This window comes from Mycobacterium sp. 48b, assembly GCF_048282725.1.
Classification (GTDB): domain Bacteria; phylum Actinomycetota; class Actinomycetes; order Mycobacteriales; family Mycobacteriaceae; genus Mycobacterium.
This window is the reverse complement of sequence record NZ_JBLVUL010000001.1, coordinates 2,315,157-2,339,152: the sequence shown is the minus strand read 5'-3', so window position 1 is coordinate 2,339,152 and position 23,996 is coordinate 2,315,157. Positions and strand designations below refer to the sequence as shown.

At 65.8% G+C, this 23,996-nt stretch carries 28 protein-coding genes; 17 read left to right on the top strand and 11 right to left on the bottom strand.

What is annotated here, in order from left to right; genetic code table 11:
• The first annotated feature begins 12 nt into the window (after positions 1-12).
• The 3 genes from ACNQR1_RS11450 (at position 13) to ACNQR1_RS11440 (ending at position 2,380) form a co-directional block, all read left to right on the top strand.
• Positions 13-240, top strand: a complete 228-nt coding sequence (locus ACNQR1_RS11450) for a sigma factor-like helix-turn-helix DNA-binding protein (protein ID WP_418046161.1) — start codon at positions 13-15, stop codon at positions 238-240.
• A 121-nt stretch (positions 241-361) separates the two neighbouring features.
• Positions 362-778, top strand: a complete 417-nt coding sequence (locus ACNQR1_RS11445) for a hypothetical protein (protein ID WP_418046160.1) — start codon at positions 362-364, stop codon at positions 776-778.
• 171 nt (positions 779-949) lie between these two features.
• Positions 950-2,380 (top strand): aldehyde dehydrogenase family protein, encoded by a 1,431-nt coding sequence (locus ACNQR1_RS11440; RefSeq protein ID WP_418046159.1) that lies wholly within the window; start codon positions 950-952, stop codon positions 2,378-2,380.
• Between the two features lie 85 nt (positions 2,381-2,465).
• On the opposite strand, the gene ACNQR1_RS11435 is transcribed toward ACNQR1_RS11440, so the two are convergent.
• On the bottom strand, positions 2,466-3,212 hold the full coding sequence (locus tag ACNQR1_RS11435) for a class I SAM-dependent methyltransferase (protein ID WP_418046158.1): 747 nt from the start codon (positions 3,210-3,212) through the stop codon (positions 2,466-2,468).
• A gap of 174 nt (positions 3,213-3,386) precedes the next feature.
• Entirely contained in the window at positions 3,387-3,794 is a 408-nt protein-coding gene (locus ACNQR1_RS11430; protein ID WP_418046157.1) for a hypothetical protein, read from the bottom strand.
• Between the two features lie 62 nt (positions 3,795-3,856).
• On the opposite strand from ACNQR1_RS11430, the gene ACNQR1_RS11425 reads away from it, so the two are divergent.
• Positions 3,857-4,243, top strand: a complete 387-nt coding sequence (locus tag ACNQR1_RS11425) for a VOC family protein (protein ID WP_418046156.1) — start codon at positions 3,857-3,859, stop codon at positions 4,241-4,243.
• Here the strand turns inward: ACNQR1_RS11425 and ACNQR1_RS11420 are convergent.
• The 4 genes from ACNQR1_RS11420 to ychF form a co-directional block, all read right to left on the bottom strand.
• On the bottom strand, positions 4,230-4,571 hold the full coding sequence (locus tag ACNQR1_RS11420; protein WP_418046155.1) for a DUF1801 domain-containing protein: 342 nt from the start codon (positions 4,569-4,571) through the stop codon (positions 4,230-4,232). The genes ACNQR1_RS11425 and ACNQR1_RS11420 overlap by 14 nt on opposite strands.
• A gap of 151 nt (positions 4,572-4,722) precedes the next feature.
• Positions 4,723-5,136, bottom strand: coding sequence for a PIN domain-containing protein (locus tag ACNQR1_RS11415; RefSeq protein ID WP_418046154.1), 414 nt, complete (start codon positions 5,134-5,136; stop codon positions 4,723-4,725).
• Positions 5,133-5,351 (bottom strand): type II toxin-antitoxin system VapB family antitoxin, encoded by a 219-nt coding sequence (locus ACNQR1_RS11410; protein WP_418046153.1) that lies wholly within the window; start codon positions 5,349-5,351, stop codon positions 5,133-5,135. The genes ACNQR1_RS11415 and ACNQR1_RS11410 overlap by 4 nt, the downstream gene beginning before the upstream one ends.
• A 102-nt stretch (positions 5,352-5,453) precedes the next feature.
• The gene (gene ychF, locus ACNQR1_RS11405) at positions 5,454-6,527 is read right to left on the bottom strand and encodes a redox-regulated ATPase YchF (protein ID WP_418046152.1); all 1,074 of its coding nucleotides are present in this window, start codon (positions 6,525-6,527) and stop codon (positions 5,454-5,456) included.
• Positions 6,528-6,611: 84 nt separating this feature from the next.
• Between ychF and ACNQR1_RS11400 the strand changes: the two genes are divergently transcribed.
• On the top strand, positions 6,612-7,796 hold the full coding sequence (locus tag ACNQR1_RS11400) for a DUF6542 domain-containing protein (protein WP_418046151.1): 1,185 nt from the start codon (positions 6,612-6,614) through the stop codon (positions 7,794-7,796).
• Between the two features lie 17 nt (positions 7,797-7,813).
• On the opposite strand, the gene ACNQR1_RS11395 is transcribed toward ACNQR1_RS11400, so the two are convergent.
• Positions 7,814-8,827: a 4-hydroxy-3-methylbut-2-enyl diphosphate reductase gene (locus tag ACNQR1_RS11395; RefSeq protein WP_418046150.1), complete on the bottom strand. Its 1,014-nt coding sequence runs from the start codon at positions 8,825-8,827 to the stop codon at positions 7,814-7,816.
• A gap of 62 nt (positions 8,828-8,889) precedes the next feature.
• On the opposite strand from ACNQR1_RS11395, the gene ACNQR1_RS11390 reads away from it, so the two are divergent.
• From ACNQR1_RS11390 to ACNQR1_RS11375, 4 genes are all read left to right on the top strand, one after another.
• Positions 8,890-9,474 carry a lipid droplet-associated protein gene (locus ACNQR1_RS11390; protein ID WP_418046149.1) on the top strand — a complete coding sequence of 195 codons (585 nt, stop codon included), beginning with the start codon at positions 8,890-8,892 and terminating at the stop codon, positions 9,472-9,474.
• Entirely contained in the window at positions 9,471-10,700 is a 1,230-nt protein-coding gene (gene xseA / locus ACNQR1_RS11385; protein WP_418046148.1) for an exodeoxyribonuclease VII large subunit, read from the top strand. The genes ACNQR1_RS11390 and xseA overlap by 4 nt, the downstream gene beginning before the upstream one ends.
• 12 nt (positions 10,701-10,712) lie before the next feature.
• The gene (locus ACNQR1_RS11380) at positions 10,713-10,925 is read left to right on the top strand and encodes an exodeoxyribonuclease VII small subunit (RefSeq protein ID WP_418046147.1); all 213 of its coding nucleotides are present in this window, start codon (positions 10,713-10,715) and stop codon (positions 10,923-10,925) included.
• 63 nt (positions 10,926-10,988) lie between these two features.
• Positions 10,989-12,074, top strand: coding sequence for an NAD-dependent epimerase/dehydratase family protein (locus tag ACNQR1_RS11375; RefSeq protein ID WP_418046146.1), 1,086 nt, complete (start codon positions 10,989-10,991; stop codon positions 12,072-12,074).
• A gap of 7 nt (positions 12,075-12,081) precedes the next feature.
• Here the strand turns inward: ACNQR1_RS11375 and ACNQR1_RS11370 are convergent, their stop codons facing one another.
• On the bottom strand, positions 12,082-12,357 hold the full coding sequence (locus tag ACNQR1_RS11370; RefSeq protein ID WP_418046145.1) for a dsRBD fold-containing protein: 276 nt from the start codon (positions 12,355-12,357) through the stop codon (positions 12,082-12,084).
• Position 12,358: 1 nt separating this feature from the next.
• On the bottom strand, positions 12,359-13,432 hold the full coding sequence (locus tag ACNQR1_RS11365) for a tellurite resistance/C4-dicarboxylate transporter family protein (protein WP_418046144.1): 1,074 nt from the start codon (positions 13,430-13,432) through the stop codon (positions 12,359-12,361).
• A 138-nt stretch (positions 13,433-13,570) separates the two neighbouring features.
• Between ACNQR1_RS11365 and ACNQR1_RS11360 the strand changes: the two genes are divergently transcribed.
• The 4 genes from ACNQR1_RS11360 to ACNQR1_RS11345 all read left to right on the top strand — a co-directional run bounded on the left by ACNQR1_RS11360 (position 13,571) and on the right by ACNQR1_RS11345 (position 18,678).
• Positions 13,571-15,121 (top strand): arylsulfatase, encoded by a 1,551-nt coding sequence (locus tag ACNQR1_RS11360; RefSeq protein ID WP_418046143.1) that lies wholly within the window; start codon positions 13,571-13,573, stop codon positions 15,119-15,121.
• 139 nt (positions 15,122-15,260) lie between these two features.
• Positions 15,261-16,805: an arylsulfatase gene (locus ACNQR1_RS11355; protein WP_418046142.1), complete on the top strand. Its 1,545-nt coding sequence runs from the start codon at positions 15,261-15,263 to the stop codon at positions 16,803-16,805.
• Between the two features lies 1 nt (position 16,806).
• The gene (locus tag ACNQR1_RS11350) at positions 16,807-17,706 is read left to right on the top strand and encodes an HAD family hydrolase (protein WP_418046141.1); all 900 of its coding nucleotides are present in this window, start codon (positions 16,807-16,809) and stop codon (positions 17,704-17,706) included.
• A 78-nt stretch (positions 17,707-17,784) separates the two neighbouring features.
• On the top strand, positions 17,785-18,678 hold the full coding sequence (locus ACNQR1_RS11345; protein ID WP_418046140.1) for a formylglycine-generating enzyme family protein: 894 nt from the start codon (positions 17,785-17,787) through the stop codon (positions 18,676-18,678).
• On the opposite strand, the gene ACNQR1_RS11340 is transcribed toward ACNQR1_RS11345, so the two are convergent.
• On the bottom strand, positions 18,669-19,235 hold the full coding sequence (locus ACNQR1_RS11340; RefSeq protein WP_418046139.1) for a TetR/AcrR family transcriptional regulator: 567 nt from the start codon (positions 19,233-19,235) through the stop codon (positions 18,669-18,671). The genes ACNQR1_RS11345 and ACNQR1_RS11340 overlap by 10 nt on opposite strands.
• A gap of 165 nt (positions 19,236-19,400) precedes the next feature.
• Here ACNQR1_RS11340 and ACNQR1_RS11335 point away from each other — a divergent pair, with 165 nt between their 5' ends.
• Entirely contained in the window at positions 19,401-20,600 is a 1,200-nt protein-coding gene (locus tag ACNQR1_RS11335) for a cytochrome P450 (protein ID WP_418046137.1), read from the top strand.
• 21 nt (positions 20,601-20,621) lie between these two features.
• Here ACNQR1_RS11335 and ACNQR1_RS11330 read toward each other — a convergent pair whose 3' ends face one another.
• Positions 20,622-20,888, bottom strand: coding sequence for a hypothetical protein (locus tag ACNQR1_RS11330; RefSeq protein WP_418046135.1), 267 nt, complete (start codon positions 20,886-20,888; stop codon positions 20,622-20,624).
• 398 nt (positions 20,889-21,286) lie between these two features.
• Between ACNQR1_RS11330 and ACNQR1_RS11325 the strand changes: the two genes are divergently transcribed.
• The 3 genes from ACNQR1_RS11325 to ACNQR1_RS11315 are packed head-to-tail and all read left to right on the top strand — an operon-like array spanning position 21,287 to position 23,981.
• Positions 21,287-22,378, top strand: a complete 1,092-nt coding sequence (locus ACNQR1_RS11325) for an NAD-dependent epimerase/dehydratase family protein (protein WP_418046133.1) — start codon at positions 21,287-21,289, stop codon at positions 22,376-22,378.
• Complete coding sequence (locus ACNQR1_RS11320; protein ID WP_418046131.1) at positions 22,375-23,139, top strand: SDR family NAD(P)-dependent oxidoreductase; 765 nt, start codon at positions 22,375-22,377, stop codon at positions 23,137-23,139. Before ACNQR1_RS11325 ends, ACNQR1_RS11320 begins: the two co-directional genes overlap by 4 nt.
• Positions 23,136-23,981 (top strand): SDR family NAD(P)-dependent oxidoreductase, encoded by an 846-nt coding sequence (locus ACNQR1_RS11315; protein WP_418046129.1) that lies wholly within the window; start codon positions 23,136-23,138, stop codon positions 23,979-23,981. The genes ACNQR1_RS11320 and ACNQR1_RS11315 overlap by 4 nt, the downstream gene beginning before the upstream one ends.
• Positions 23,982-23,996: the final 15 nt, after the last annotated feature.

The following is a 23,996-nucleotide window of genomic DNA, read 5'->3' as shown; positions in this document are numbered from 1 at the left end:
GACGCCGATGACGTGAACGCCGCACTGGGCCGCATGCGTGTCGCCGAGGCGATGGCCGGACTACCCGAGGCGCACCGCGCTGTTCTCAGCCGGGCGTACTACCTGGGCTGGACGACCGGCAAGATCGCCGATGACCTCGGGATTGCCGAAGGCACGGTCAAATCCCGGCTGCACGACGCGCTACGGCGACTGAAACTGGCCCTCGCCGAGATGGGTTGCGACACCGCGCCCGGGACGTAGTTTGCCGGGTCCCGGGTGAAACTCACCGAACGCCGCCCCACGGCCCGCTGTAGCGGCACAATTGCCAGGTGAGGACGGCATCTTTACGGCCGGCGCAGCGCCTCACGAGAAGGGACCGACCATGGACCCGGTTTCGCGGTCAGCGGTAGTCGTGGTGGTGTCCTGCGGCCTGGCTCTGGCCTGGTTGGGCATCGGGACGGGCGCAGTTCACGCAGACCCGGCCTTCGGCCCGAGCTATGAGGGCGGGAACTGCCCGGCCGGTCTCACCTGCACCCACTGGTGTCCGGGTGATCCTCCGATACCGGGAAGCCAGGTCATCACCTGGGACGCCGGCATCTGCCACGACTGGTACTGGAATTCAGAGGGTGTCGTGGACATCGCCTCCAACACCATCTACCCGTGGAGCGGCGTTCCACACCAGGCTCCGCCGCCACCGGTGCTGGGGCCGCGGCGGCCGCCACCTCCCCCGCAGCCCCTCCCGCCGGATTGCCCGCCCTGGTCTCCGATCCTGGCCCCGTCGCGCTGCGGTGGGCTCTAGCACCCGCTGCCCGCGACGTCGGCGCGCCGCGCCCGCGCAGAATTCACGCTTGCGTCATTATATTAATGTCCATTCCACGATGGATCGGGCAGCAATCAGGCTAGATGCCCACCATCAAGATCACGAACCGGGGATTTATGTGAATGACTATTCACGCATGGGGGGGCAGCGATGACCGAAACAACAGCCAGAAACGGCAACGACACTCACGTGGCGGCCGATGAGGGACTGACCGAGGTCGACATCACTCGGATCATCAAGATTCTGCGGGCGACGTTCCGTAGCGGCAGGACGCGATCGGCACAGTGGCGCGCCGACCAGCTGAGTCGGCTGGCGCAGATGATGACCGACAACGAGAAGGACATCATCGACGCGCTGTCGGCAGACCTCGGGCGCGCGCCCTTTGAATCCTGGCTGACCGACATCGCCGGCACAGTTGCCGAAGCCCGTTACGCCGCAAAGCATGTCAAGCGCTGGATGCGGCGCGACCGACGGCTGCTCGAACTTCCCCAGTTGCCCGGACGTGGCTGGGTCGAGTACGAGCCCTACGGGACGGTGCTGATCATCGGGACGTGGAACCTCCCGTTCCTGCTCACGCTGGGGCCCGTCATCAGCGCCATCGCGGCCGGAAACACCGTGCTGGTCAAGCCTTCCGAGTTCGCACCGCGCACGTCGCGGCTGTTGGTGGAGCTGGTTCCCCGCTATCTCGACCACGAGGCGGTGGTCGTGGTCGAAGGAGGACGCTCCACCAGCGAGCTGCTGCTGGAGCAGTCGTTCGACCGGATCCTGTTCACCGGCGGGGCCCAGACCGGCCGCAAGGTCCTGGCAGCGGCAGCGCGGCATCTGACACCGGTCACCCTCGAGCTGGGCGGGAAAAGCCCGGTCATCCTCGCCGACGACTGCGATGTCGACGTCGCAGCGGCCAGGGTCGCGTGGACAAAGCTCATCAATTCAGGGCAGGTCTGCGTCGCTCCCGACTACGTCCTCGCCCACCGTGACGTCGCCGAGCGCTTCGTCGACCGGGTGTGCGACGCGTGGGTCCGTTACCGGGCGGACCAGCCAAAAGGCATGCGGATCCTCAACATCGACCACGTTGCGCGACTCGGGGAATACCTGATCGAGACCCGCGGGGACATCACCTTCGGAGGCGGCATCGACCGTGCCTCGCTGTCCGTCGAACCGACCATCGTGGTCGACCCGCACCCTTCCGAACCGCTGATGACCGAGGAGATCTTCGGACCGATCCTGCCGGTGCTCACCGTCGAATCTCTCGACGAAGCAATAGATTTCGTGAACGACAGACCAAAACCGCTTGCCGCCTACCTGTTCAGCCGATCTCGCGCCGTGCGCAACCGTGTCGTGGCCGAGGTTTCGGCCGGCGGAATGCTGGTCAACCACGTGGCCTTTCAAGCCTCCACCACACGGCTGCCGTTCGGCGGCGTGGGCAATTCGGGTATGGGTGCCTACCACGGGCGTTGGGGCTTCCAGGAATTCAGCCACGCCAAGACAGTGCTCACCAAACCGACCCGGCCCGACCTGTCCAAGGTCTTGTATCCGCCCTACAGCGACCGGGCCTGGAAGCTGGCGCGCAAGCTGTTCTGAACGACCCGCATCTCAGGTATCGAGGGCGTGCCTCACCAGCTCGACGTCCTGTGTCCGAACCTGTACGGCGCCTCACCACCTGTCGTCAGACAATCCCTCGTGCGGCCCACGCGGTGGCGGTCACCGTGAACGGGCCGTTGCCCAGGTGCTCGCGAGCCACTGATTCGAGATGTGCACGCCGGTCGTCATCGAGGCCGTGGACGTAGTCACCGGCGGGACCGACACCGAATGTGTACGGCTCCCACCACTCCTCGAACGTGGGATGCACGACATCGACCGCGAGAGGGCGCTCTTCCACACCGCGCAGGTCGGCTGCCCCGAATATCTCGCTCAGATGCCCGTTGCGCGCCCCGGAGAGCAGCGCCTCATCCTCGGCGTCAGGGTCGATGAGGTGAACGGCCTCCCAGAACGGCGCCAGCGCGCCGGTCGGGCCGTCCCACACGCATGCCGCGATGACACCGTCGCGTCGCGTCACGCGCGCCATCTGCCGGATGCCGACCACCGGATCCGCCATGAAGTGCACGACCAATTGCGCCAGCGCAGCATCGAAAGCTGCTGTTTCATAGGGCAATTCCTCGGCGGTACCCCTGCGCGTGTCGATATCGGGAAATCGCGCGTGGATCGCGTCGACGAACGGCGGTGACGGGTCGATCGCTGTCACCTGGGCTCCGAGCGACAGCAGCTGCGCCGTCAGCGCCCCCGGCCCGCATCCCACATCGAGCACCTTGTCCCCCGCGCCGGCCCCGGAAAACGCCGCGAAGACCTCCGCAAGAGGCTCGGCGTACCGGCCCATGAAGCGTGTATAAGCGTCCGGCGGGACAACAAAACCCACGAGAAAATGCTACGTCGCCGGCCCCGTCACGTAACCGGTTCGCGGCTCAATACCCATTGAACGGTGCAGATGTCCGCCGACCATGACCTCTGCACGTGACACTGCGGCGAATGTGCACCTTACGTAGGAAATTCGCGTCAGCCACCTTCATAAAGTGAACACTCGCCACAGCGTTCACACCAGATCCTCGAAACTGTCCTCCCCGGGACGCCACACCATCCAGGCATCGTCAGCGAATCCGGAGAGCATCGCGATCTCGACGTAGACCTCGTCCAACGCCGGGTGGATCACGACTGTGCCCGTGTCGAGTTCGATCCGAAGTCCGATGCCGGTCCGCTCAGCAGTCGAGGCCACGGTGCCAGGAGTCAACTTGCGGAGGCTGTCTGCGTAGCCGAGGTCGGTTTCCCGCCATACGCGACCGGCACTTTCGACCACCGGCCAGACGTAGCACGCGAGAACAGCCGGCTCTCCGCCACCGGTGGCCCCGTCGAACTTCAGGTGTACGTAGTCGTTGAGGACGATCTCAACCGAATACAGTCGCGCTCCGACGAGCCGGGAAAGTAGTTCGTTCGGGATATACATCAGCCCTCACTGTCGGTGGTGGCAGGATCTGCCTGCAATGTCCCGGATGTCGGGGAGGAACAATGGTCAACCGCTGGTCCGGAGTGACGATCGACTGCGCCGATCCCGCTCGGATGTCGGCTTTCTGGTCCACATTGCTCGGTATTCCAGCATCGAGCGAGCATGGGGACGATCCGAACTGGGCAACGGTCGGCTCGCGTTCGGGAGCGCTCCCCCGACTTACCTTCCAGCGGGTGCCCGAACCGAAGGTCACCAAAGTGCGCATTCACCTGGACGTGCAGGTAGACGACATCGACGTGGGCCGCGCTCAGGTCGAGGCCCTCGGCGGGCGGTGGGCGGGTATCCGCACCGACTATGACGAGGGAGTGGTCCTGGTGATGCACGATCCCGAAGGACACGAATTCTGCCTGGTCCAATACTTCGAGGACCACGCAGCTACTTCCGGTTGACCCTGACCGCCTCTTGGATCAGCGCCTTGAACGCGTCCACATCCAGTTCGTCGTCTTCGCGCAGATCGATGGAACGCCCGACCGGGGCCTCAAGGCTCGCATTGAACAAATGGTCCGGGTCTTTCACCGACGAGCCTTTGGCGAAATTCACCTTGACCTTGCCCTTGTACATCTCCAGCGTGCAGATCAGGCCGTCCAGCGAGAAGGCAGGCACACCATCAGGATTCGATGGCTTGCGCCACTTGATCTCCTCGACGACATCAGGTTCGGCCTGTTTGATCAACGACCGGATCTCGTCGACCCGATCGACGCGCCAATCCCCACCCATAGCCGTCAATGTACTCCGACAGCCGGTCGCGACAACCCGACGAGCGTGGGACCTGTGCACGGAAAAGTGGCCTGATGCGTGCATAGCCGCCACGCTCGCGGACCACTACACGTTGAAGCGGAACTTCACCACATTCCAGCGCGAAACAACGTCACATCGAAGGCGCAATGTATTCGTGGCGTAACTCGACGACCCTGGCGATGTGGTCGAAGTCGTGGTCTGCAGCCAGCACGGTCGCATCGTTCACGATGGCATACCCGGCAATGAGGATGTCGAGTGAACCAGCAGCCCGTACGAGGCCCGAATTCCACAGGGCACTTTGAATTTCGAGCACCAGCGATTCGTCGGGCGCACGCTCGAGCGGGAAGCCGAGGGAGATCTGCTCGCGATAATTCGCGTGCTCTTCGGGCGTGCGAGCGCTGTGGCAGAACTCGAGTACCTGCGGCGGACATGTGACGAACAGGTCGGCCGGTGCTCGCTCGATGCGCCGCAGTCGCGCGGTGATTCCCTCGTCTCCGGTGGCCAACCTTGCCCAGACCGAGTTGTCGACGAGGTAATCCGTCACGAGGTCTCGGTCACGTCCGGCGAGAGCACGGGCGCACCCAACTCGGTAGAGAGGTCAGCCAATCCCGCGATGCCGTCGATCATTGCGCCTTTCTGCTTCGACGCGATGAGCCGGCGCAGTGCAAGATCCAGAACGGCCCGGTTGGATCGTTCGCCCGTGAGCGCCCTGGCACGCTCTATCAGCTCCGGATCCAGGTCAACACTGGTAACAGCCATGATGCACTCCCCTCGCTCGCTATATGAGTGATTATATAACGACCGCTGGTCGCTGTCCTCGCTGCTTACGCCGCTGATTCCAGAGGCTGAACCGGAACGCCCCTACACGTTGAAGCGGAACTCCACCACGTCGCCGTCGGCCATCACGTAGTCCTTGCCTTCCATCCGGACCTTGCCCGCGGCCTTGGCGGCGGCCATCGAACCGGCCTCGACGAGATCGTCGAACGAGACCACCTCGGCCTTGATGAAGCCCTTCTCGAAGTCGGTGTGGATCACGCCCGCGGCCTTGGGCGCGGTGTCGCCCTGGTGGATGGTCCAGGCGCGCGATTCCTTCGGCCCGGCCGTCAGATAGGTCTGCAAGCGCAAGGTGTGGAAGCCGGCACGCGCCAGCGCATCGAGGCCACGCTCGGTCTGCCCGATCGACTCCAACAGCTCCTGGGCCGACTCGTCGTCGAGCTCGATCAGCTCCGATTCGATCTTGGCGTCCAGGAACACCGCGTCGGCCGGGGCCACCAGCGCCCGCAGCTCGGCCTGCTTCGCCTCGTCGGTGAGCACCGACTCGTCGGCGTTGAACACGTACAGGAACGGCTTGGTGGTCATCAGGTTCAGCTCACGCAGCACCGACCAGTCCTTGCCGGTCGAGAAGAGCGTCTTGCCGTCGTCGAACACCGCCTGCGCCGCGACCGCCGCATCCAGAACCGGCTTGCGCTCCTTGTTGTTGCGGGCTTCCTTCTCCAGCCGCGGCACCGCCTTCTCCAGCGTCTGCATGTCCGCCAGGATCAGCTCGGTCTCGATCACCTCGATGTCCGAACGCGGGTCCACCCGGCCGTCGACGTGCACCACGTCGTCGTCGGCGAACACACGCACCACCTGACAGATGGCGTCGCACTCGCGGATGTTGGCGAGGAACTTGTTGCCCAGGCCGGCGCCTTCGGAGGCGCCTTTGACGATGCCGGCGATGTCGACGAACGTCACCGGTGCCGGCACGGTCTTCTCCGAACCGAAGATCTCGGCGAGCTTGTCGAGCCGGGGATCGGGCAACGGCACCACGCCCTCATTGGGCTCGATGGTCGCAAACGGGTAGTTGGCCGCCAACACGTCGTTGCGCGTCAGGGCATTGAACAGAGTCGACTTTCCGACGTTCGGCAAACCGACGATTCCCAGGTTCAGGCTCACAGGGAAGACAGTCTAAGCCGGTGTGACAGGCACGCCAGCGCGAGCTGGCAGCACGCGACCAGACAGAGCCGGTACGGTCTACATGTGTCAGGACAGCGCGCACAGTCGGCAGTGCCGGCTGACCATCGCTCTGTACACCCGCGATTCGCCGGTGTGCCGTGGTGGGGAGCCGTCCTGGTGGCGATCACCGCTACCGCCATCGGCTTTGCTTTCGATGCCGGTTCGGGCAATCGCGAGCTCAGCTCGGTGTTCGCAATCTGCTATTCCCTCGGTTGCCTTTTGGCTGTTCTGACGGTCCAGCAGGCCGGGCTGTTCACCGCCGTGATCCAGCCGCCTCTCATCCTTTTCGTCGCCGTTCCCGGGTCCTATTTCCTGTTCCACGGGGGCCAGCTCGACGGCGTGAAAGACCTGGCGATCAACTGCGGATATCCGCTGATCGAACGCTTCCCGCTGATGCTGTTCCTCTCGGCGGCAGTGCTGTTGATCGGGCTGGGCCGGTGGTACGTCGGCCTGACATCGCGGCGCGGGGCCGACGCAGCCGAAACGGCCGACCCCGCAACCGCCAAGAAGGGCAAGGCCACGCCCGCCGCGGGAATTGTGTCATCTGTCACAGAGAAAATTTCCGGGCTGGTTCTCCGCAAACCTGCCACGGCGTCGGCTCGCCGGGATCGGACCGAGGCGGATCCGGCGGCGGATGCGCCGCCTCGGCGCCGCCCGTCCCAACGTCCTCCCCGCCGGCGTCCGGCGGGCGCAGAGCCCGGCACGGAGGCAGCAGCGGCCGCAGGAGCCTCAGGACGCCCGCGCGGCGAGCGCAGGCCGACCAAGCGGGCCGCAGCCCCACGCCCCCGCCCCAGCCGTGCTCCCGACGGCGATCTCGGCAGCGAACTCGACGGCGCGATGCCCGAGCGGCCGCGCCGGCCCAGGCCCCCGCGCTCGGCGGAGCCGGGTAGCAGCGAGCCGCGCCGGCGGGTGCGGAGCCAGCCGCGCGAACCGCGCAAGCAGCCGCCGCCGGAGCGCCGTGACACCGGCTCGTTCGACGCGCCACGTGAGCGGCCGCAGCGACCACGCCGCCGATTCGACGACTACCAGCCGTTCGAGGATTCCTTCGAGCAGCCCAAGCAGGCACCCAACGGTTCCGGGCGCTCGACGCACCATCCGGTGTCGCGGGTGCGTTACCGCGGTTCCGAGGACGAGGATCACCGCGTCGAGCACCGGACGCGGCCACGGTCATCCACCAGGGGACGTCACTCCTGGGAATACGACGACTGATCGAGCACTGACGCCGATCAGGAGCGCGGCGGGCGGATCTCACGCGGCAGCGCGAACACCAACGTCTCGTTGGCGGTGGTCACCGGCTGCACGGTCCCGTAGCCGTACTCGGCGAGCCGTTCGAGCACACCGCGCACCAGCACCTCGGGCACCGACGCCCCGGAGGTGACGCCCACCGTGGTGACGCCCTCCAGCCAGGCCGGGTCGATGTCCTCGGCGTAGTCCACCAGATGCGACGCCTGCGAGCCGGCGCCGAGCGCCACCTCGACCAGCCGTACCGAGTTGGACGAGTTCTTCGAGCCGACCACGATCACCAGCTCGCACTCGGGCGCCATCGCCTTGACCGCCACCTGGCGGTTCTGGGTGGCGTAGCAGATGTCGTCGCTCGGCGGATCCTGCAACGTCGGGAACTTCTCGCGGAGCCGGCGCACCGTCTCCATGGTCTCGTCGACGCTCAGCGTGGTCTGGGACAGCCAGATGACCTTGTTCGGGTCACGCACTGTGACGTTGTCGACGGCATCCGGATTGTCGACCACCTGGACATGGTCGGGTGCCTCACCGGCGGTGCCGACCACCTCCTCATGCCCGGTATGGCCGACGAGCAGGATGTCGTAGTCGTCGCGGGCGAACCGTTTGGCCTCGTTGTGGACCTTGGTGACCAGCGGGCAGGTGGCGTCGATCGTCCTGAGATTGCGCGCGGCGGCCTCGACGTGGACGGTCGGCGCGACGCCGTGCGCCGAGAACACCACGATGGCACCCTCGGGAACCTCGTCGGTCTCGTCGACGAATACGGCACCGGCCTTGGCCAGCGTCTCCACCACGTGCCGGTTGTGCACGATCTCGTGACGCACGTAGACCGGCGCGCCGTGCTTCTCCAGGGCGCGCTCCACGGTTTCGACGGCGCGGTCCACACCGGCGCAGTATCCGCGGGGCTCGGCCAGCAGAACCCGTTTGCCGGAGGCTTGCGAACCACCGCCTGATCTCACCGAGCTGGTGGCACCCGGGATACCCATGTTGATTGTCGGCGGCATGTCTCCAGGGTACGGGGCGACAATGCAACGGAGCCAGCCGTGGCTGTGGCTAGTCTGTGCACATGGGAACTGCACCGTATGGGGTCCGGCTGCTGGTTGGTGCGGCGGCGACCGCCCTGGAAGAGACCCGCAAGTTGCCTCAGACGATCCTGACCTATCCCATGACGGTGGCGAGCCAGGCGGCCAACCTCGTCATGCACGTTCAGCAGAATCTGGCTGAGCTGGTGGTCAAGGGCGACGAGACACTCGAGCAGCTGTTTCCGCCCAAGGACGAGCAACCCGAGTGGGCCACCTTCGACGAGGATCTCGAGGCCGACTCCGAGCCCGAGGACGATTCCGACGCTTCCGCGGGCGGCGACGGCGAGCGGCGCACCGAGGGACGCTTCGCGCTGTACAGCACCGGGGAGCCCGAGGCGGCCGGTTCGACGAACGGCAAGGCCGCAGGTGCCACCGCCGCAGGCGCGGCACCTGACATCGCCGGCGAGCTCGGGTACGACGCGCTGACGCTGGCGCAGTTGCGCGCGCGGTTGGCCTCGCTGCGTGTGCCCGACCTCGAGGCGCTGCTGGCCTACGAGGAGTCCGGCCGGGCCCGCGCACCGTTCGTGACGCTGCTCGCCAACAGGATCACCCGCGCGACCGCGAAGTGACCGAACCGGGTCAGTCACCGGAGAACCCCTGGCCGGTCCGCGCCGTGGCGACCCGCGTCGCCAAATGGATCGACCGGCTCGGCACCGTATGGGTCGAGGGACAGCTGACCGAGCTCAAGGTCCGCCCGGATTCCAAGACCGTCTTCATGGTGCTGCGCGACCCCGCGGCAGACATGTCGCTCACGCTGACCTGCCCGCGCGATCTCGTGCGCAATGCCCCGGTCAAACTGACCGAGGGCACCCAGGTGATCATCTGCGGCAAGCCCAATTTCTACACCGGCCGCGGCACATTCTCGTTGCGGGTCAGCGAGATTCGCGCGGTCGGCATCGGTGAGCTGCTGGCGCGCATCGAGCGGCTGCGTCGGCTCCTGGAGGCCGAGGGGCTCTTCGACCCGAGGCTCAAACGTCCGATCCCCTTCCTGCCCAACACCATCGGCCTGATCACCGGCCGCGCCTCGGCAGCCGAGCGCGACGTCACCACGGTCGCAAGCACCCGATGGCCCGCGGTGCGCTTCGCGATCCGCAACACGATCGTGCAAGGGCCCAACGCGGTTCCGCAGATCGTGGAGGCCCTGGCGGCCCTCGATGCCGACGACGCGGTTGACGTGATCGTCCTCGCGCGCGGCGGCGGCAGTGTGGAGGACCTGCTGCCGTTCTCCGACGAAACGCTGTGCCGGGCGATCGTGGCCTGCCGCACGCCGGTGGTCAGCGCGATCGGGCACGAACCCGACAGTCCCCTGTCCGATCTGGTCGCCGACGTGCGCGCGGCCACCCCGACCGACGCGGCCAAGCGGATCGTGCCCGACGCGGCAGCCGAACAGGCGCTGATCACCGATCTGCACCGACGCAGCGCCCGTGCGCTGCGCAACTGGGTACACCGCGAACAGCACCACCTGGAGCAGTTGCGCAGCCGCCCGGTGCTCGCGCAGCCCTTGGCGGGGCTCACCGCACGGTCCGACGAGATCTCGCGGGCCCGGGCCACCGCGCAACGCGACATCACCCGGCTGATCGCCGCAGAGGCCGACACCGTCGGCCACCTGTCGGCACGGCTGACCGCGCTGGGCCCGGCGGCGACGCTGGCCCGCGGGTACGCGGTGGTCCAGGCAGTCCCGGCATCGGGGGCGCCGACGGTTCTGCGTTCGGTGGCCGACGCACCGGACGGCACGCGACTGCGGGTGCGGGTGTCCGACGGAGTGGTCACCGCTGTCAGCGACGGTAGCGAGTAGAGGGGTGGGAGCATGAAGCCTATTAGTGAATTGGGCTATGAAGAGGCCCGCGACGAACTGATCGCTGTCGTACAGCAGCTGGAGCAGGGTGGACTCGATTTAGATGCTTCGCTCAACCTGTGGGAACGGGGCGAGAAGCTGGCACAACGCTGCGAAGAACACTTAGCCGGGGCACGCCAGCGCGTCGAGCAGGCACTGGCCGCACGAGAGGCCGACGAAGGTTGATCCAGCAACCAACTTTGCCGATCGCGCTCGAAACTGGAACCTGTTTCAGTTAAGCTGCCGGGCATGGGTGACGCATCTCTGACCACTGAACTCGGCCGCGTCCTGGTGACCGGTGGCTCCGGCTTCGTCGGCGCCAACCTGGTGACCGAGCTGCTCGACCGCGGATACGCGGTGCGCTCGTTCGACCGCGCGCCGTCACCGCTGGGCGATCATGCCGGCCTGGAGGTCGTCGAGGGCGACATCTGCAACCCGGAAACCGTGGCCGCAGCCGTCAAGGACATCGACACGATCATCCACACCGCGGCGATCATCGATCTGATGGGCGGCGCCTCGGTCACCGAGGAGTACCGGCAGCGCAGCTTCGCCGTCAACGTCGAGGGCACCAAGAACCTGGTGCACGCGGGCCAGGCCGCGGGCGTCAAGCGCTTCGTCTACACCGCCTCCAACAGCGTCGTGATGGGTGGACAGGACATCGTCAACGGTGACGAGACGATGCCGTACACCAACCGGTTCAACGACCTGTACACCGAGACCAAGGTCGTGGCGGAGAAGTTCGTGCTCTCCCAGAACGGCGAGCAGGGCATGCTGACGTGTTCGATCCGGCCCAGCGGCATCTGGGGCCGCGGCGATCAGACCATGTTCCGCAAGGTGTTCGAGAACGTGCTCGCCGGACACGTCAAGGTGCTCGTCGGCAACAAGAACATCAAGCTCGACAACTCATACGTGCACAACCTGATTCACGGCTTCATCCTGGCCGGCCAGCATCTGGTCCCCGGTGGCACCGCGCCCGGGCAGGCCTACTTCATCAACGACGGCGAGCCGATGAACATGTTCGAGTTCGCCCGCCCGGTGATCGCGGCGTGCGGTCGCAAGCTGCCGACGTTCTATGTGTCCGGCAAGCTGGTCCACAAGGTGATGATGGCCTGGCAGTGGCTGCACTTCAAGTTCGCGCTGCCCGAGCCGTTGATCGAACCGCTTGCGGTGGAACGGCTTTACCTCAACAACTACTTCTCGATCGCCAAGGCCGGACGCGATCTGGGTTACCAGCCGCTGTTCACCACCCACCAGGCCATGATCGAGTGCATGCCCTACTACGTCGACCTCTTTCACCAGATGGAGTCGGGGGCCAAGCAGCCCGTCACCGCGTAGCCGACGCTCAGCGGTACAGGTGCACCGGATGGTGCGTGGACTGCTCGATCCGTGCCGATGCGGCATGCAGTAGCTCGCTGCCCAGCGCGATGAGGGCGCGGGCGGCCGCGATCTCTTCACCGATCATCGGTGCCCCGGGGTCCCTGGGGTTGCGATAGGCGTCTCCGGTGGTGGCCATCGTGTCGTCGCGCACCTGCGCACGAGCCGAGGCATGGGTGTGGATCTCGTCTTCGGAGAATTCGATCTCGACGAGCCATTTGTTGGTCAGATCCTTGTCGTACATGTCAATCACCCTCCACCTCCAAGGGTGCGCCGGATACGTCCCGGACGCCAGGCCGCAGGGTGAGGAAAAGGTGGCGCAGCATCACCGTGAAGGCGACCGCCCACACCGCCAGCGCGATCCAACTCTCGGTGTAGCCGATGTACTCCACGATCGGCAACTGGTCGGCCTGGCCGAGATAGTGACCGCCCACGCCGTACATGCCGAGCGGGAAAACCACACTCCACCATGTGGCGTCGTAACGCAGTGGGACGCGATGCACACAGTGCCGCCAGATCCCGGCGGCAACCAGGGGCGGAATCAGCCAGGTGCCGAAGGCCCAGAAGAACACCGACGCTCCTGCGATCAGGCCGCGAGTGGCCGCCACCATGGGGGCATCCGCCATCTCCACGATCCTGGCTCCGGCCACCACGGTGATGGCAGTGGCGCCCATGGCCACCCAGTACGGCGGCGTGAGATCGTTGGGCAGCAGCGGGTACACCAGCATCCGTACTGCCACGAAGATGCCCGCTGCCCCGTACAGAAATATCCCGACCGACCACGAGAACACCGCCAGCAGGGCCAATTCCGAACGACCCACGGCGATTTCGGGCTGCAACGCCGCGGCCAGCACCGCGACAGACTGGCTGGCGACCACCCAGATGAACCAGGTGCCGTTGGCACTCTGCAGCACCGGGCGCGCGGCCTGGCCGAGCACCGCCGTCCACGGCACCACGTAGCCCAGCACCATCCACGCCACCCAGCCGATAGCCAGGAGCCCGAACGCCAGCCCGTAATGCCCGTCCGCGGCCAGCCGGGTACCGACCACGCAGGTCGCGGCGACGAAGGTGAACATCGCGAAACCGCGGCTCGGATCGGTCAGGTCGGCTGTGAACTCCCGGCGGTAGACGGTGATCCGTGTGACGGCGAGGACCACCAAAACCACGTACGCGATCGCCGCGATCCACAACAGTGCCACCGAAACCGCATGCGCGCGGTGATAAGTCATTGCGATGGACATGATTCCGGTGGCCATGACCAGTGCGAAGTAACCCGGGTGCAGTGTGCGCACTGCCTCGCCGAGGGTCGGCTCACTCATGGCTCGGTCTTACCACCGCCTCGCCGGACGAATGCGTAAATATCCGGCGACAGGCGGACGAAGCCGCGGCGAGCAGGTCACAGAGCGCCTAAGGTCGGAACCGGGTCGGGGTGGATCTGTCGAGGTTGAGGAGCCAACATGCCGAACGGCAAGCCGAACATTCTCGTGATCTGGGGCGACGACATCGGCATCAGCAACCTCAGTTGCTACAGCGACGGGCTGATGGGCTACCGCACGCCGAACATCGATCGTCTGGCCGACGAAGGCATGCGATTCACCGACTCCTACGGTGAGCAAAGCTGCACCGCCGGTCGCGCCGCGTTCATCAGCGGGCAAAGCGTGTACCGCACCGGGATGAGCAAAGTAGGTGTGCCGGGTGTCGACATCGGCTGGGCGGCAGAGGATCCCACGATCGCCGAGCTGCTCAAGCCCTTGGGGTATGCGACCGGCCAGTTCGGCAAGAACCACTTCGGCGACCTCAACAAGTACCTACCGACCGTGCACGGTTTCGACGAGTTCTACGGAAATCTCTACCACCTCAACGCCGAGGAAGAACCCGAGAACTTCGACTACCCGCACGAGGACCGGTACCCCCGCCTCTACCAACTGGCCAAGCCACGCGGCGTCCTGAAATGCAAGGCCACTGCCGAGGTTTCCGATGAACCCGACGACCCGAAGTTCGGGCCGGTCGGCAAGCAGACGATCGAGGACACCGGCCCGCTGAACACCAAGCGCATGGAGACCATCGACGAGGACATCGCCGACGCGACCGTCGACTACATCAAGCGTCAACATGCCAAGGGCAATCCGTTTTTCGTCTGGTGCAACTTCACCCATATGCACCTCTACACCCACACCAAGCCGGAGAGCCGCGGACAGGCCGGGCTGTGGCAATCGCCCTACCACGACACGATGATCGACCACGACCGCAATGTCGGGACGGTGCTGAACGTGCTCGACGAGCTCGGGATCGCCGACGACACCATCGTCATCTACTCGACCGACAACGGCCCGCACCGCAACACCTGGCCGGACGGCGGCACCACCCCGTTCCGCAGCGAGAAGAACACCAACTGGGAGGGCGCCTTCCGGATTCCCGAACTGATCCGCTGGCCCGGAAAGATCAAGGCCGGCACCGTCTCCAACGAGATCATCCAGCACCACGACTGGCTGCCCACCCTGTTGGCCGCGGCAGGTGATCCCGACATCGCCGAGAAGCTCAAGAAGGGCCATAAGGCCGGTGCCGACGGGGAGACCGACTACAAGGTTCATATCGACGGCTTCAACCTGTTGCCGTACCTGACCGGTGAGGTGGAGACCAGCCCGCGGCGTGGGTTCTTCTATTTCTCCGACGACGGGGACCTGGTGGCGTTGCGGTTCGAGAACTGGAAGATCGTCTTCGCCGAGCAGCGGTGCCAGGGCACCCTGCGGGTGTGGGCCGAACCGTTCACCCCGCTGCGGGTGCCGAAATTGTTCAACCTGCGCACCGACCCGTACGAGTTCGCCGACATCACGTCGAACACGTACTACGAGTGGCTGCTGCGACACGATTTCTTCGTGTTCTACGCAACCGCGATGGCGACGAAGTTCCTCGAGACATTCAAGGAATTCCCGCCTCGACATGCTCCGGCCAGCTTCAGCGTCGATCAAGCCGTCGAGAAATTGCACGAGTTCCTGGCCAAGGACTGACCTGGCTCGAATTGAGTATTCCCTGAGAGACGCGCGAGACCGTCCTCCGCTCCGTCGTGGACGCATAACGTCGGGCTAGGTCGGGAGGACTGGCAGCAGGCGCGACAACCGAATCCGATACGAAAGCGAGGCCTGACACATGCCGAACAACCAACCCAACATCCTGGTCATCTGGGGCGACGACATCGGGATCAGCAATCTGTCCTGCTACAGCATGGGCCTTATGGGATATCGGACGCCCAACATCGACCGCATTGCCAGAGAAGGCATGCTGTTCACCGATTCCTACGGCGAGCAGAGCTGTACGGCCGGCCGGTCGTCGTTCATCACCGGCCAAAGTGTGTACCGCACAGGCCTGTCCAAGGTCGGCATGCCGGGCGTGGACGTCGGAATGTCCCCCGAAGACCCCACGATCGCATCGCTGCTGAAACCGCTCGGCTACGCCACCGGGCAGTTCGGCAAGAACCATCTCGGTGACCTCAACCAATATCTGCCGACCAATCACGGCTTCGACGAGTTCTTCGGCAACCTGTACCACCTCAACGCCGAAGAGGAGCCAGAGCACCCCGACTACCCGACCGAAGAAGAGGCCCCCAATCTGCGCAGGAAGATGCTGCCGCGCGGTGTGGTCCATTCCTGGGCGACCGAGGAGGAGTCCGATGAGGTCGACGAGCGCTTCGGCCCGGTAGGCAAACAACGCATCGAGGACACCGGACCGCTGACCAAAGAACGTATGGAGACCATCGACGACGAGACGACGTCGGCCTGCATCGACTTCATCCGGCGCCAAAAGGAGGCGGATACACCGTTCTTCGTCTGGATGAACACCACCCACATGCATTTCCGCACACACACCAAGCCCGAAAGCGTCGGCCAGGCCGGGCGCTGGCAGTCCGGCTACCACGACACGATGGTCGACCACGACCGCAATGTCGGTCAGCTGTTGGATGCGCTCGACGAGTTGGGCCTGGCCGAGGACACCATCGTCATCTACTCGACCGACAACGGTCCACACGCCAATACCTGGCCCGATGGTGCGACCACCCCGTTCCGCAGTGAAAAGAACACCAACTGGGAGGGTGCCTTCCGGATTCCCGAGCTGATCCGCTGGCCCGGAAAGATCGAGGCCGGCAGCGTCTCCAACGAGATCGTCCAGCATCACGACTGGCTGCCGACTTTCCTGGCGGCCGCCGGAGACGCCGACATCGTGGAGAAGCTCAAGAAGGGCTACAAGGCCGGCGACACGAAGTACAAGGTCCACATCGACGGCTTCAACCTGCTGCCCTACCTGACCGGCGAGGTCGACAAGAGCCCGCGCCGCGGGTTGATCTACTTCTCCGACGACTGCGACGTACTCGGCGTGCGCATCGACAACTGGAAGGTGGTGTTCATGGAGCAGCGCTGCCAGGGCACGCTGCAGATCTGGTTCGAGCCGTTCACGCCGCTGCGCGCGCCGAAACTGTTCAATTTGCGCACGGACCCCTACGAGCGCGCGGACATCACCTCCAACACCTACTGGGACTGGTGGTTCGAACACGACTACCTCGCCCTCATGGCCAACGCATTGGTCACCCAGTTCCTGGAGACCTTCAAGGAGTTTCCACCGCGCCGCGAACCGGCCTCGTTCACCATCAGCAACGCAGTCGATCAACTCCACAACTTCCTCGAACGCATGGGCGGCTGAGTTGGGAGTTCTTGATTCCTGGAGCGACGGCCCCACGAAGACGGCGATCGTCGACTTCGTGGGGCGCGTCACCACCGAGGTACCACCCGAAGAGCGGGTCGCGGTGTTCGACAACGACGGCACACTGTGGTGCGAGAAGCCGGCCTATATCCAGTTGGATTTCCTGGTGCGCCGACTGGCCGAGCAGGCGGCGGCCGACCCGGCCCTGGCCGCCAAGCAGCCCTACACCGCTGCCGCCGCCGGCGATCTGGGCTGGTTCGGCGATGCCGTCACCAAGCACTACAACGGTGATGATTCAGCACTCAAAGTCCTTGCCGGCGGCATACTTTCGGCCTACGCGGGACTGACGGTCGATGAGCACGCCGACCGGATCAAGGCATTCTTCGCCGAGGCGCAGCACCCGACGTTGGGCCGCCCGTACACCACGTGCGGTTATCTGCCGATGATCGAGTTGCTGCGGCATCTGGAAACCAACGGGTTCACCAACTACATCGTCTCCGGTGGCGGCCGTGATTTCATGCGTCCGGTGACGACGTCGATGTACGGCATTCCGCCCGAGCGGGTGATCGGCAGTTCGGTGGGGCTGGACTTCGTCGACGGTCAACTCAAGACGACGGCCACACCGGAGTTCCTCAACGACGGTCCGGTCAAGGCCGTGCGCATCTGGGGGCGTATCGGGCGTCGGCCGATCTTCGCGGCGGGAAACTCCAACGGCGACATCCAGATGCTGCAGTACACCGCAGGCGGGCCAGGACCGTCGTTGGGCCTGCTGGTACGTCACGACGATGCCGACCGCGAGTTCGATTACACCGCAGGCGCAGAGAAGGTGCTGGACCTGGCGGGGTCCAACGGCTGGGCGGTGGCGAGCATGCGTGACGATTGGACGACGGTCTTTGACTAAGTTTGCACTGAGGTCATCGACTCTGCGTCCAGGGCGCAAAAGTGCGAGTAAACCTCGCCCTCACCGCAGAGTCGATGCATGACATCAGCCGATCTGGTCTGGATCCCGGCACAGACGACAACCCTCGGCTCTGACGCCCACTACCCCGAGGAGGCGCCGGCGCGTGAGTTCACCACCGAGGGTTTCTGGATCCAGCGCCATCAGGTGACCAACGCCGAGTACGCCGAATTCGTGGACGCCTCCGGCTACGTCACGGTCGCCGAGCGTCCGGTGGACCCCGACGACTTCCCGGGTGCCCCACCGGAAAACCTGGTGCCTGGTTCGATGGTGTTCCAGCGCACCGCGGGGCCGGTGGACCTGCGGCACATCAGCCAGTGGTGGGCATGGACGCCCGGTGCGTGCTGGAATCACCCCCGCGGCCCGCGCTCGTCGCTGACGGGACGCGAGCAGCATCCGGTGGTGCACATCGCTTTTGACGACGCCGCTGCCTACGCGGACTGGGCGGGTCTGGCGTTGCCGACCGAGGCCGAGTGGGAAACCGCCGCCCGGGGCGGGATCCCCGGCGCCCCGTACACCTGGGGCGGCGAGCCCGAGCAACCCGGACAGCATCTCGCGAATTACTGGCACGGGGAGTTCCCCTATCTGCCCGACACCGGTTACGGCACAACGAAACCTGTCGGCAGCTTCGAGCCCAACGGCTATGGACTGTTCGACATGGCCGGCAACGTCTGGGAGTGGACAACGGACTGGTACGGCGAGGACCGGGCCACCACGCCGTGCTGTGCCGCCGACACCTACGACCCGAACCAGCCGCAGTTCCAGATCGGGCGCAGGGTGATCAAGGGCGGCTCGTTCCTGTGCGCGGACAGTTACTGCATGCGATACCGTCCCGCTGCGCGGCGGCCGCAGATGGTGGATACCGGTATGAGTCACATCGGTTTTCGGTGTGTGCGCCGCACTGATCAGGCCTGAGCCTCGCTGAACGCCGGAGCGACGAATCGTCTCAGCGTCTCCTGCTCGGCAGCCTCATCGACACCCGGCCAGACCAACAGCGACAGCACCAGGCGCACGATCCAAGCCGCGGCCGCCGGGTCGTCCTCGTCCAGACCGGTGAGCTCGGCGGCGAACGCGGCGGGCACCGGCGATTGGGTGAGATCCGCCATCGCAGCGCCACTGCGCAGTGAGCCGAGCAGCAGGTCGAACATCGGGTCGGCTCGAATGCGTTGCAGTGCAACGGTGATGGCGGTCAGCACCCTTTGCGCCCCGGCCAGTCCGTCGACCGCTCGTCGCACCTGTCCCACGATCGACGCAGCCAATCGGGCCACCACGGCGTCCCGGATCTGGGTCTTGCCGCCGGCGTGCCGATAGACGGTGGCGCGCGAGCAGTGCACGTGCGCCGCCAGCGCATCGATGTCCAGCGCGTCCAGCCCGTCACGGGCGGCCATCTCGGCTGCCGCGGCGTAGATGCGCTCGGCCGCTTCGACACGTCGGTCGCCACCGATCAGCCAGTCCGCACGCCCGGGAGACATAGCCGCGAACTTATCGCATCATGAGACAGAATCGCGAATAATTCTCACCCGATACGCAGGTCACCGCCCCGCGCTGAGACACCTTCGCACCGCGGGCCCCACAGGCCGATATCAACTTGTCCTGGCATCGTTGACTCCCCCCGAATCGCCAGCCAACCTGGCCGAATGCTTCTGGCACACGAACTGTTCGAGCCGGCCTGCCTGCAGGATCCGTATCCGCTCTACGACCGGCTGCGGGCTCACGCACCGGTGGCCCAGGTCGGCGAGTCCCCGTTCTTCGTGGTGACGTCGTTCGACGCCGTTCTCGAGGCCACCGCGCGCACTGAGGACTTCTCGTCGAATCTCACCGCGACCATGTGGTCTCAACCCGACGGCACCGTCTCCGCGTTCGACATGGGCGAGCCGGGTGGCCCCGTGCACGTGTTGGCCACCGCCGACGACCCGGCGCATGCCGCCCACCGCAAGATGGTGCTGCCCCGGATGGCCGCCAAGCGGATCGCCGAGCTGGAACCGTTCATCGCGGCCATCACCGCCGACCTGCTGGCCGGAGCGAGCGGCGAGTTCGAGTGGATGTCGGCACTGGCCGACCGGCTGCCCATGCTGGTGGTCGCCCAACTGCTGGGGCTGCCGGCCACCGATGTGGATCGACTGGTGGCGTGGGCCTACTCCACCACCCAGCTGCTGGACGGGTTGGTCGATGCCGAACAGCTGACCGCGTCTGGGATCGCGGCCGTTGAACTCGGCGGGTATCTGACCGAACGGTTCGGCGAAGCGTCGGCAAACCGGGGAGAAAACCTGCTGGGAGACCTGGCGGCCCATTGCACGGGCGAGCGAGTGTCCCCTGAAGTCGCGGTGTTCATGCTGATCCAGCTGGTCGGGGCAGGTGCGGAATCGACCGCGTCATTGATCGGCAGTGCTGTCTGGATCCTGAGTCACCGGCCCGAGCTGGCCGAATGGCTGCGGCGCAATCCCGGCGAGATCCCGCAGTTCCTGGAGGAGGTGTTGAGGTTCGAGTCGCCGTTCCGGGGTCACTACCGGCATGTCCTCGCCGATACCGACCTGGCGGGCGTCACGTTGCCGGCAGACAGCCACCTACTGCTGTTGTGGGGCGCCGCCAACCGCGATGCGGCCGTGTTCGAGGCTCCGAACGAGTTTCGGCTGGAACGGCCGAATATCAAGAATCACATGGCATTCGGCAAGGGCGGGCACTTCTGCCTCGGGGCCGCACTGGCCCGCCTGGAAGCCCGCATCGTGATCTCGGCACTGCTGCGCACAGGCAATGAGGTCCGCCCAGCAGGCGATGCCGAATGGCAGCCCAGCCTGTTGGTACGCCGGTTACGCCGACTTCCGCTGAGCCTGCGGTGAACCAGCCCAGGACTCGGCGGCTTACGCCGCGAGCGCGATGCTGTCGTCGTCGACGAACACCAGTCCGCCGTCGTCGAGGTTGACTGCCCAGCGCCGCGCCGGTTCGACGATTCGCTCACCAGCGACCTCGACCGCGGTCCCGGCCAAGTCGGCGAAATCTTCGACGACGGTGCCGTGCAATTCGTCGTCAGTTCCCGGATAAACGACCACCGAGGAACCCACAGCAACTTCTTCGGCAATTTCACCGGAGTCACTGTCGTTAACCCCCGTCACGACATCTTCGGACATCCCACACCTCCCCAATTACTGACGCGTGCAACCGAGTACATCACAAACGCCTGCGATTGGCTCACTTTCTCCGATACCTACAGCCACACCTTGCATACGTCTCGGGCAAATTTCCAAATCCGCCGACGACGACCGTTCCGGCAAATGCATCACATCGAGGTGCGCAGCGTGACCCCAGTCACGTTTATCTGCCGACAGTGCCATTGACCAATGCTTTTGAGGCAACCCCAGCAACATTCGCCTTCCCTGGCTCTCCCCCAGTACGGCGGTCATGCGCCGGTTGCTGAGGAACCGCAGGCGAACAGCACGCCGGGAACCCCCGAATCATCTGCGGATCGCGGTGACACACACCACACCCACGTTCGCTAGTGTTGCAACACGTTCTAGCGAGGAGGCCTATGTCCGACGCTGTTTTGGTTACCGGAGCGTTTGGTTTGGTGGGTTCCGCCGTCGTGAAGGCGCTGGCAGCGGGCGGACGCACGGTGGTCGCGACCGATCTCGACGTGCCCGGAAACCGGAAGGCCGCCGCCGCGCTCCCGGCCTCCGTCGAGGTCCGCTGGGCAGATCTGACCGATACCGCCGCGGTGGACGCACTCGTGGCCGGGGTCGCACCGGCTGCGATCATCCACCTCGCCGCAATCATCCCGCCGTTCTGCTACATGCGCCGAGGGCTGGCGCGGAAGGTGAACGTCGAGGCCACCGCATCGCTGCTGCGGGCCGCCGAGGGTCAGCCGACCCCGCCGCGGTTCGTCCAGGCCTCCAGCATCGCGGTCTACGGCGCCCGCAATCCGCACCACATCGACGATGTGCTGACCCCCGACACCCCGGTCAACCCGTCCGACATCTACGGCGCGCACAAGGTGGAGGCCGAGGCCCTGGTCCGGGCCTCGAAGTTGGACTGGCTGATCCTGCGTCTCGGTGGGGTCATGAGCTCCGAGTTCAGCCTCGGCATCGACGTCGACCTCATCTCGTTCGAGAGCGTGCTGCCCGCCGACGGGCGGTTGCAGACGGTCGACGTGCGTGATGTGGCGGCAGCGTTCGTCGCGGCCACCACTGTCCCGACCGAAATCGCGAACCACGAGGTGCTGCTGATCGGCGGCGACGCCGAGACGCACCGGCACATCCAGTCCGCGGTCGGTTCGCAGGCGGCTGCCGCGATGGGAATCAAGGGTGGCCTGCCGATCGGCCGGCCCGGCAATCCCGACTTCGACGCCGCCTGGTTCGCCACCGACTGGATGGACACCAGCCGCTCGCAGGAGGCGCTCGGGTTCCAGCGTCACTCGTGGCCGCAGTTGCTCGCCGACACCAGGGCGAACGCCGGCCTGAAGCGTTTTCCGATCGGCCTGGCGGCTCCCCTGATCCGCGCGTTCCTGCGGTCGAAGTCCGCGTACAAGGACTATCCGGGCACATTGGCCGACCCGTGGAACGCCATCGACAAGAAGTGGGGCGATCATCGCCCCGACGAGCGCACGGACGGGAGCCAAGCATGACCACGGAACGCGTCGCGATCATCATCGGCGGAGCTTCGGGGATCGGCTGGGCCAGCGCCCAGGCGCTGGCCGCCGACGGCTGCCGCATCGTGGTGGCCGACCGTGACGCCGACGGTGCCGCGGCCCGGGCCGCTCAGCTCGGCGCGCCGCACACGAGCCACTACGCCGATGTCACCGACGAAGCCTCGGTGGAGAAGCTGTTCGAGGCCACGGGAGCGGTCGACATCGTCGTCAACTGCGCGGGGTTCAGCAATGTCGGCCTGATCACCGACCTGGCGGTCGAGGACTTCCGCTCCGTCGTCGACGTCTGCCTCAACGGCGGGTTCATCGTCGCCAAGCACGCCGGCCGTAACCTGCCCGAAGGTGGTGTCCTGGTGTCGATTTCATCGCTGAACGGGCGCCAGCCCGCGGCCGGCATGAGCGCCTACTGCGCGGCCAAGGCCGGACTGTCGATGCTGACGCAGGTGGCCGCGCTGGAAATGGGGCCGCGCGGCATCCGGGTCAACGCGATCGCGCCGGGATTTGTGAAGACCCCGCTGACCGATCCCGCGGCGATGATCCCCGGCGTCGTCGAGGAGTACGTCGAGAACACCGCACTGGGCCGCAGCGGAACCCCCGAGGACATCGCGGCCGCCGTGGTGTTCCTGTGTTCACCGCAGGCGTCGTGGCTGACCGGCGAAGTACTCGATCTCAACGGCGGCGCGCACCTCAAGCGCTACCCGGACATCCTCGGACACGTCATGAAGCTGGCCCAGGCGTGACGAGCCTCGCAGGCAAGCAGGCGCTGGTCACCGGCGCCGGATCCGGCATCGGCGCGGCCCTGTGCCGCGCGCTTGTCGCCGCCGGCGCCGAGGTGCTCTGCACCGACATCGACGAGGACTCCGCAGCCCGCACTGCGGCACCCCTCGGCGCCCGGTCAGCACGCTTGGACGTCACCGATGCGGCCGCGGTGCAGGCAGCAGTCGACGGCGTCGTGGAGCGGGCAGGCCGGCTCGACCTGATGTTCAACAACGCGGGCATCGTCTGGGGCGGGGACACCGAACTCCTGACGTTGGAGCAGTGGAACGCGATCATCGACATCAACGTGCGTGGTGTCGTACACGGTGTGGCAGCGGCGTATCCGCAGATGATCCGACAGGGCCACGGCCACATCATCAACACCGCCTCGATGGCGGGCCTGGCCGCCGCGGGCCAGCTCACCAGCTATGTGATGACCAAGCATGCCGTCGTCGGGCTGTCGCTGGCCCTGCGATCGGAGGCGGCCGCCCATGGCGTCGGCGTGCTGGCGGTGTGCCCGGCCGCGGTCGAGACCCCGATCCTGGACAAAGGTGCGGTCGGCGGTTTCGTCGGCCGCGACTACTTCCTGCAGGGTCAAGGGGTCAAGACCGCCTACGACGCCGACCAGCTGGCCACCGACACCCTTCGCGCCATCGCGCGCAACAAGGCCATCCTGGTCAAACCCCGTCGCGCCCATGCCTCCTGGCTGTTCGCCCGGCTGGCCCCGGGCCTGATGCAACGCCTGTCGATGAAGTTCGTCGCGTCTCAGCGGGCCGGCCAGGCCGCGCACCGCTCGGCCGCGGGTTCCAACGTCACGCTGGAGTGACGCTCAATGCCGGCT

Coding starts and splice junctions, on each gene's coding strand:
- ACNQR1_RS11445 (WP_418046160.1), top strand. CDS start 362: ATGGACCCGGTTTCGCGGTCAGCGGTAGTCGTGGTGGTGTCCTGCGGC.
- ACNQR1_RS11440 (WP_418046159.1), top strand. CDS start 950: ATGACCGAAACAACAGCCAGAAACGGCAACGACACTCACGTGGCGGCC.
- ACNQR1_RS11430 (WP_418046157.1), bottom strand. CDS start 3,794: ATGTATATCCCGAACGAACTACTTTCCCGGCTCGTCGGAGCGCGACTG.
- ACNQR1_RS11425 (WP_418046156.1), top strand. CDS start 3,857: ATGGTCAACCGCTGGTCCGGAGTGACGATCGACTGCGCCGATCCCGCT.
- ACNQR1_RS11420 (WP_418046155.1), bottom strand. CDS start 4,571: ATGGGTGGGGATTGGCGCGTCGATCGGGTCGACGAGATCCGGTCGTTG.
- ACNQR1_RS11410 (WP_418046153.1), bottom strand. CDS start 5,351: ATGGCTGTTACCAGTGTTGACCTGGATCCGGAGCTGATAGAGCGTGCC.
- ACNQR1_RS11395 (WP_418046150.1), bottom strand. CDS start 8,827: ATGCCGCCGACAATCAACATGGGTATCCCGGGTGCCACCAGCTCGGTG.
- ACNQR1_RS11390 (WP_418046149.1), top strand. CDS start 8,890: ATGGGAACTGCACCGTATGGGGTCCGGCTGCTGGTTGGTGCGGCGGCG.
- ACNQR1_RS11380 (WP_418046147.1), top strand. CDS start 10,713: ATGAAGCCTATTAGTGAATTGGGCTATGAAGAGGCCCGCGACGAACTG.
- ACNQR1_RS11375 (WP_418046146.1), top strand. CDS start 10,989: ATGGGTGACGCATCTCTGACCACTGAACTCGGCCGCGTCCTGGTGACC.
- ACNQR1_RS11370 (WP_418046145.1), bottom strand. CDS start 12,357: ATGTACGACAAGGATCTGACCAACAAATGGCTCGTCGAGATCGAATTC.
- ACNQR1_RS11365 (WP_418046144.1), bottom strand. CDS start 13,432: ATGAGTGAGCCGACCCTCGGCGAGGCAGTGCGCACACTGCACCCGGGT.
- ACNQR1_RS11360 (WP_418046143.1), top strand. CDS start 13,571: ATGCCGAACGGCAAGCCGAACATTCTCGTGATCTGGGGCGACGACATC.
- ACNQR1_RS11355 (WP_418046142.1), top strand. CDS start 15,261: ATGCCGAACAACCAACCCAACATCCTGGTCATCTGGGGCGACGACATC.
- ACNQR1_RS11345 (WP_418046140.1), top strand. CDS start 17,785: ATGACATCAGCCGATCTGGTCTGGATCCCGGCACAGACGACAACCCTC.
- ACNQR1_RS11340 (WP_418046139.1), bottom strand. CDS start 19,235: ATGTCTCCCGGGCGTGCGGACTGGCTGATCGGTGGCGACCGACGTGTC.
- ACNQR1_RS11335 (WP_418046137.1), top strand. CDS start 19,401: ATGCTTCTGGCACACGAACTGTTCGAGCCGGCCTGCCTGCAGGATCCG.
- ACNQR1_RS11330 (WP_418046135.1), bottom strand. CDS start 20,888: ATGTCCGAAGATGTCGTGACGGGGGTTAACGACAGTGACTCCGGTGAA.
- ACNQR1_RS11325 (WP_418046133.1), top strand. CDS start 21,287: ATGTCCGACGCTGTTTTGGTTACCGGAGCGTTTGGTTTGGTGGGTTCC.
- ACNQR1_RS11320 (WP_418046131.1), top strand. CDS start 22,375: ATGACCACGGAACGCGTCGCGATCATCATCGGCGGAGCTTCGGGGATC.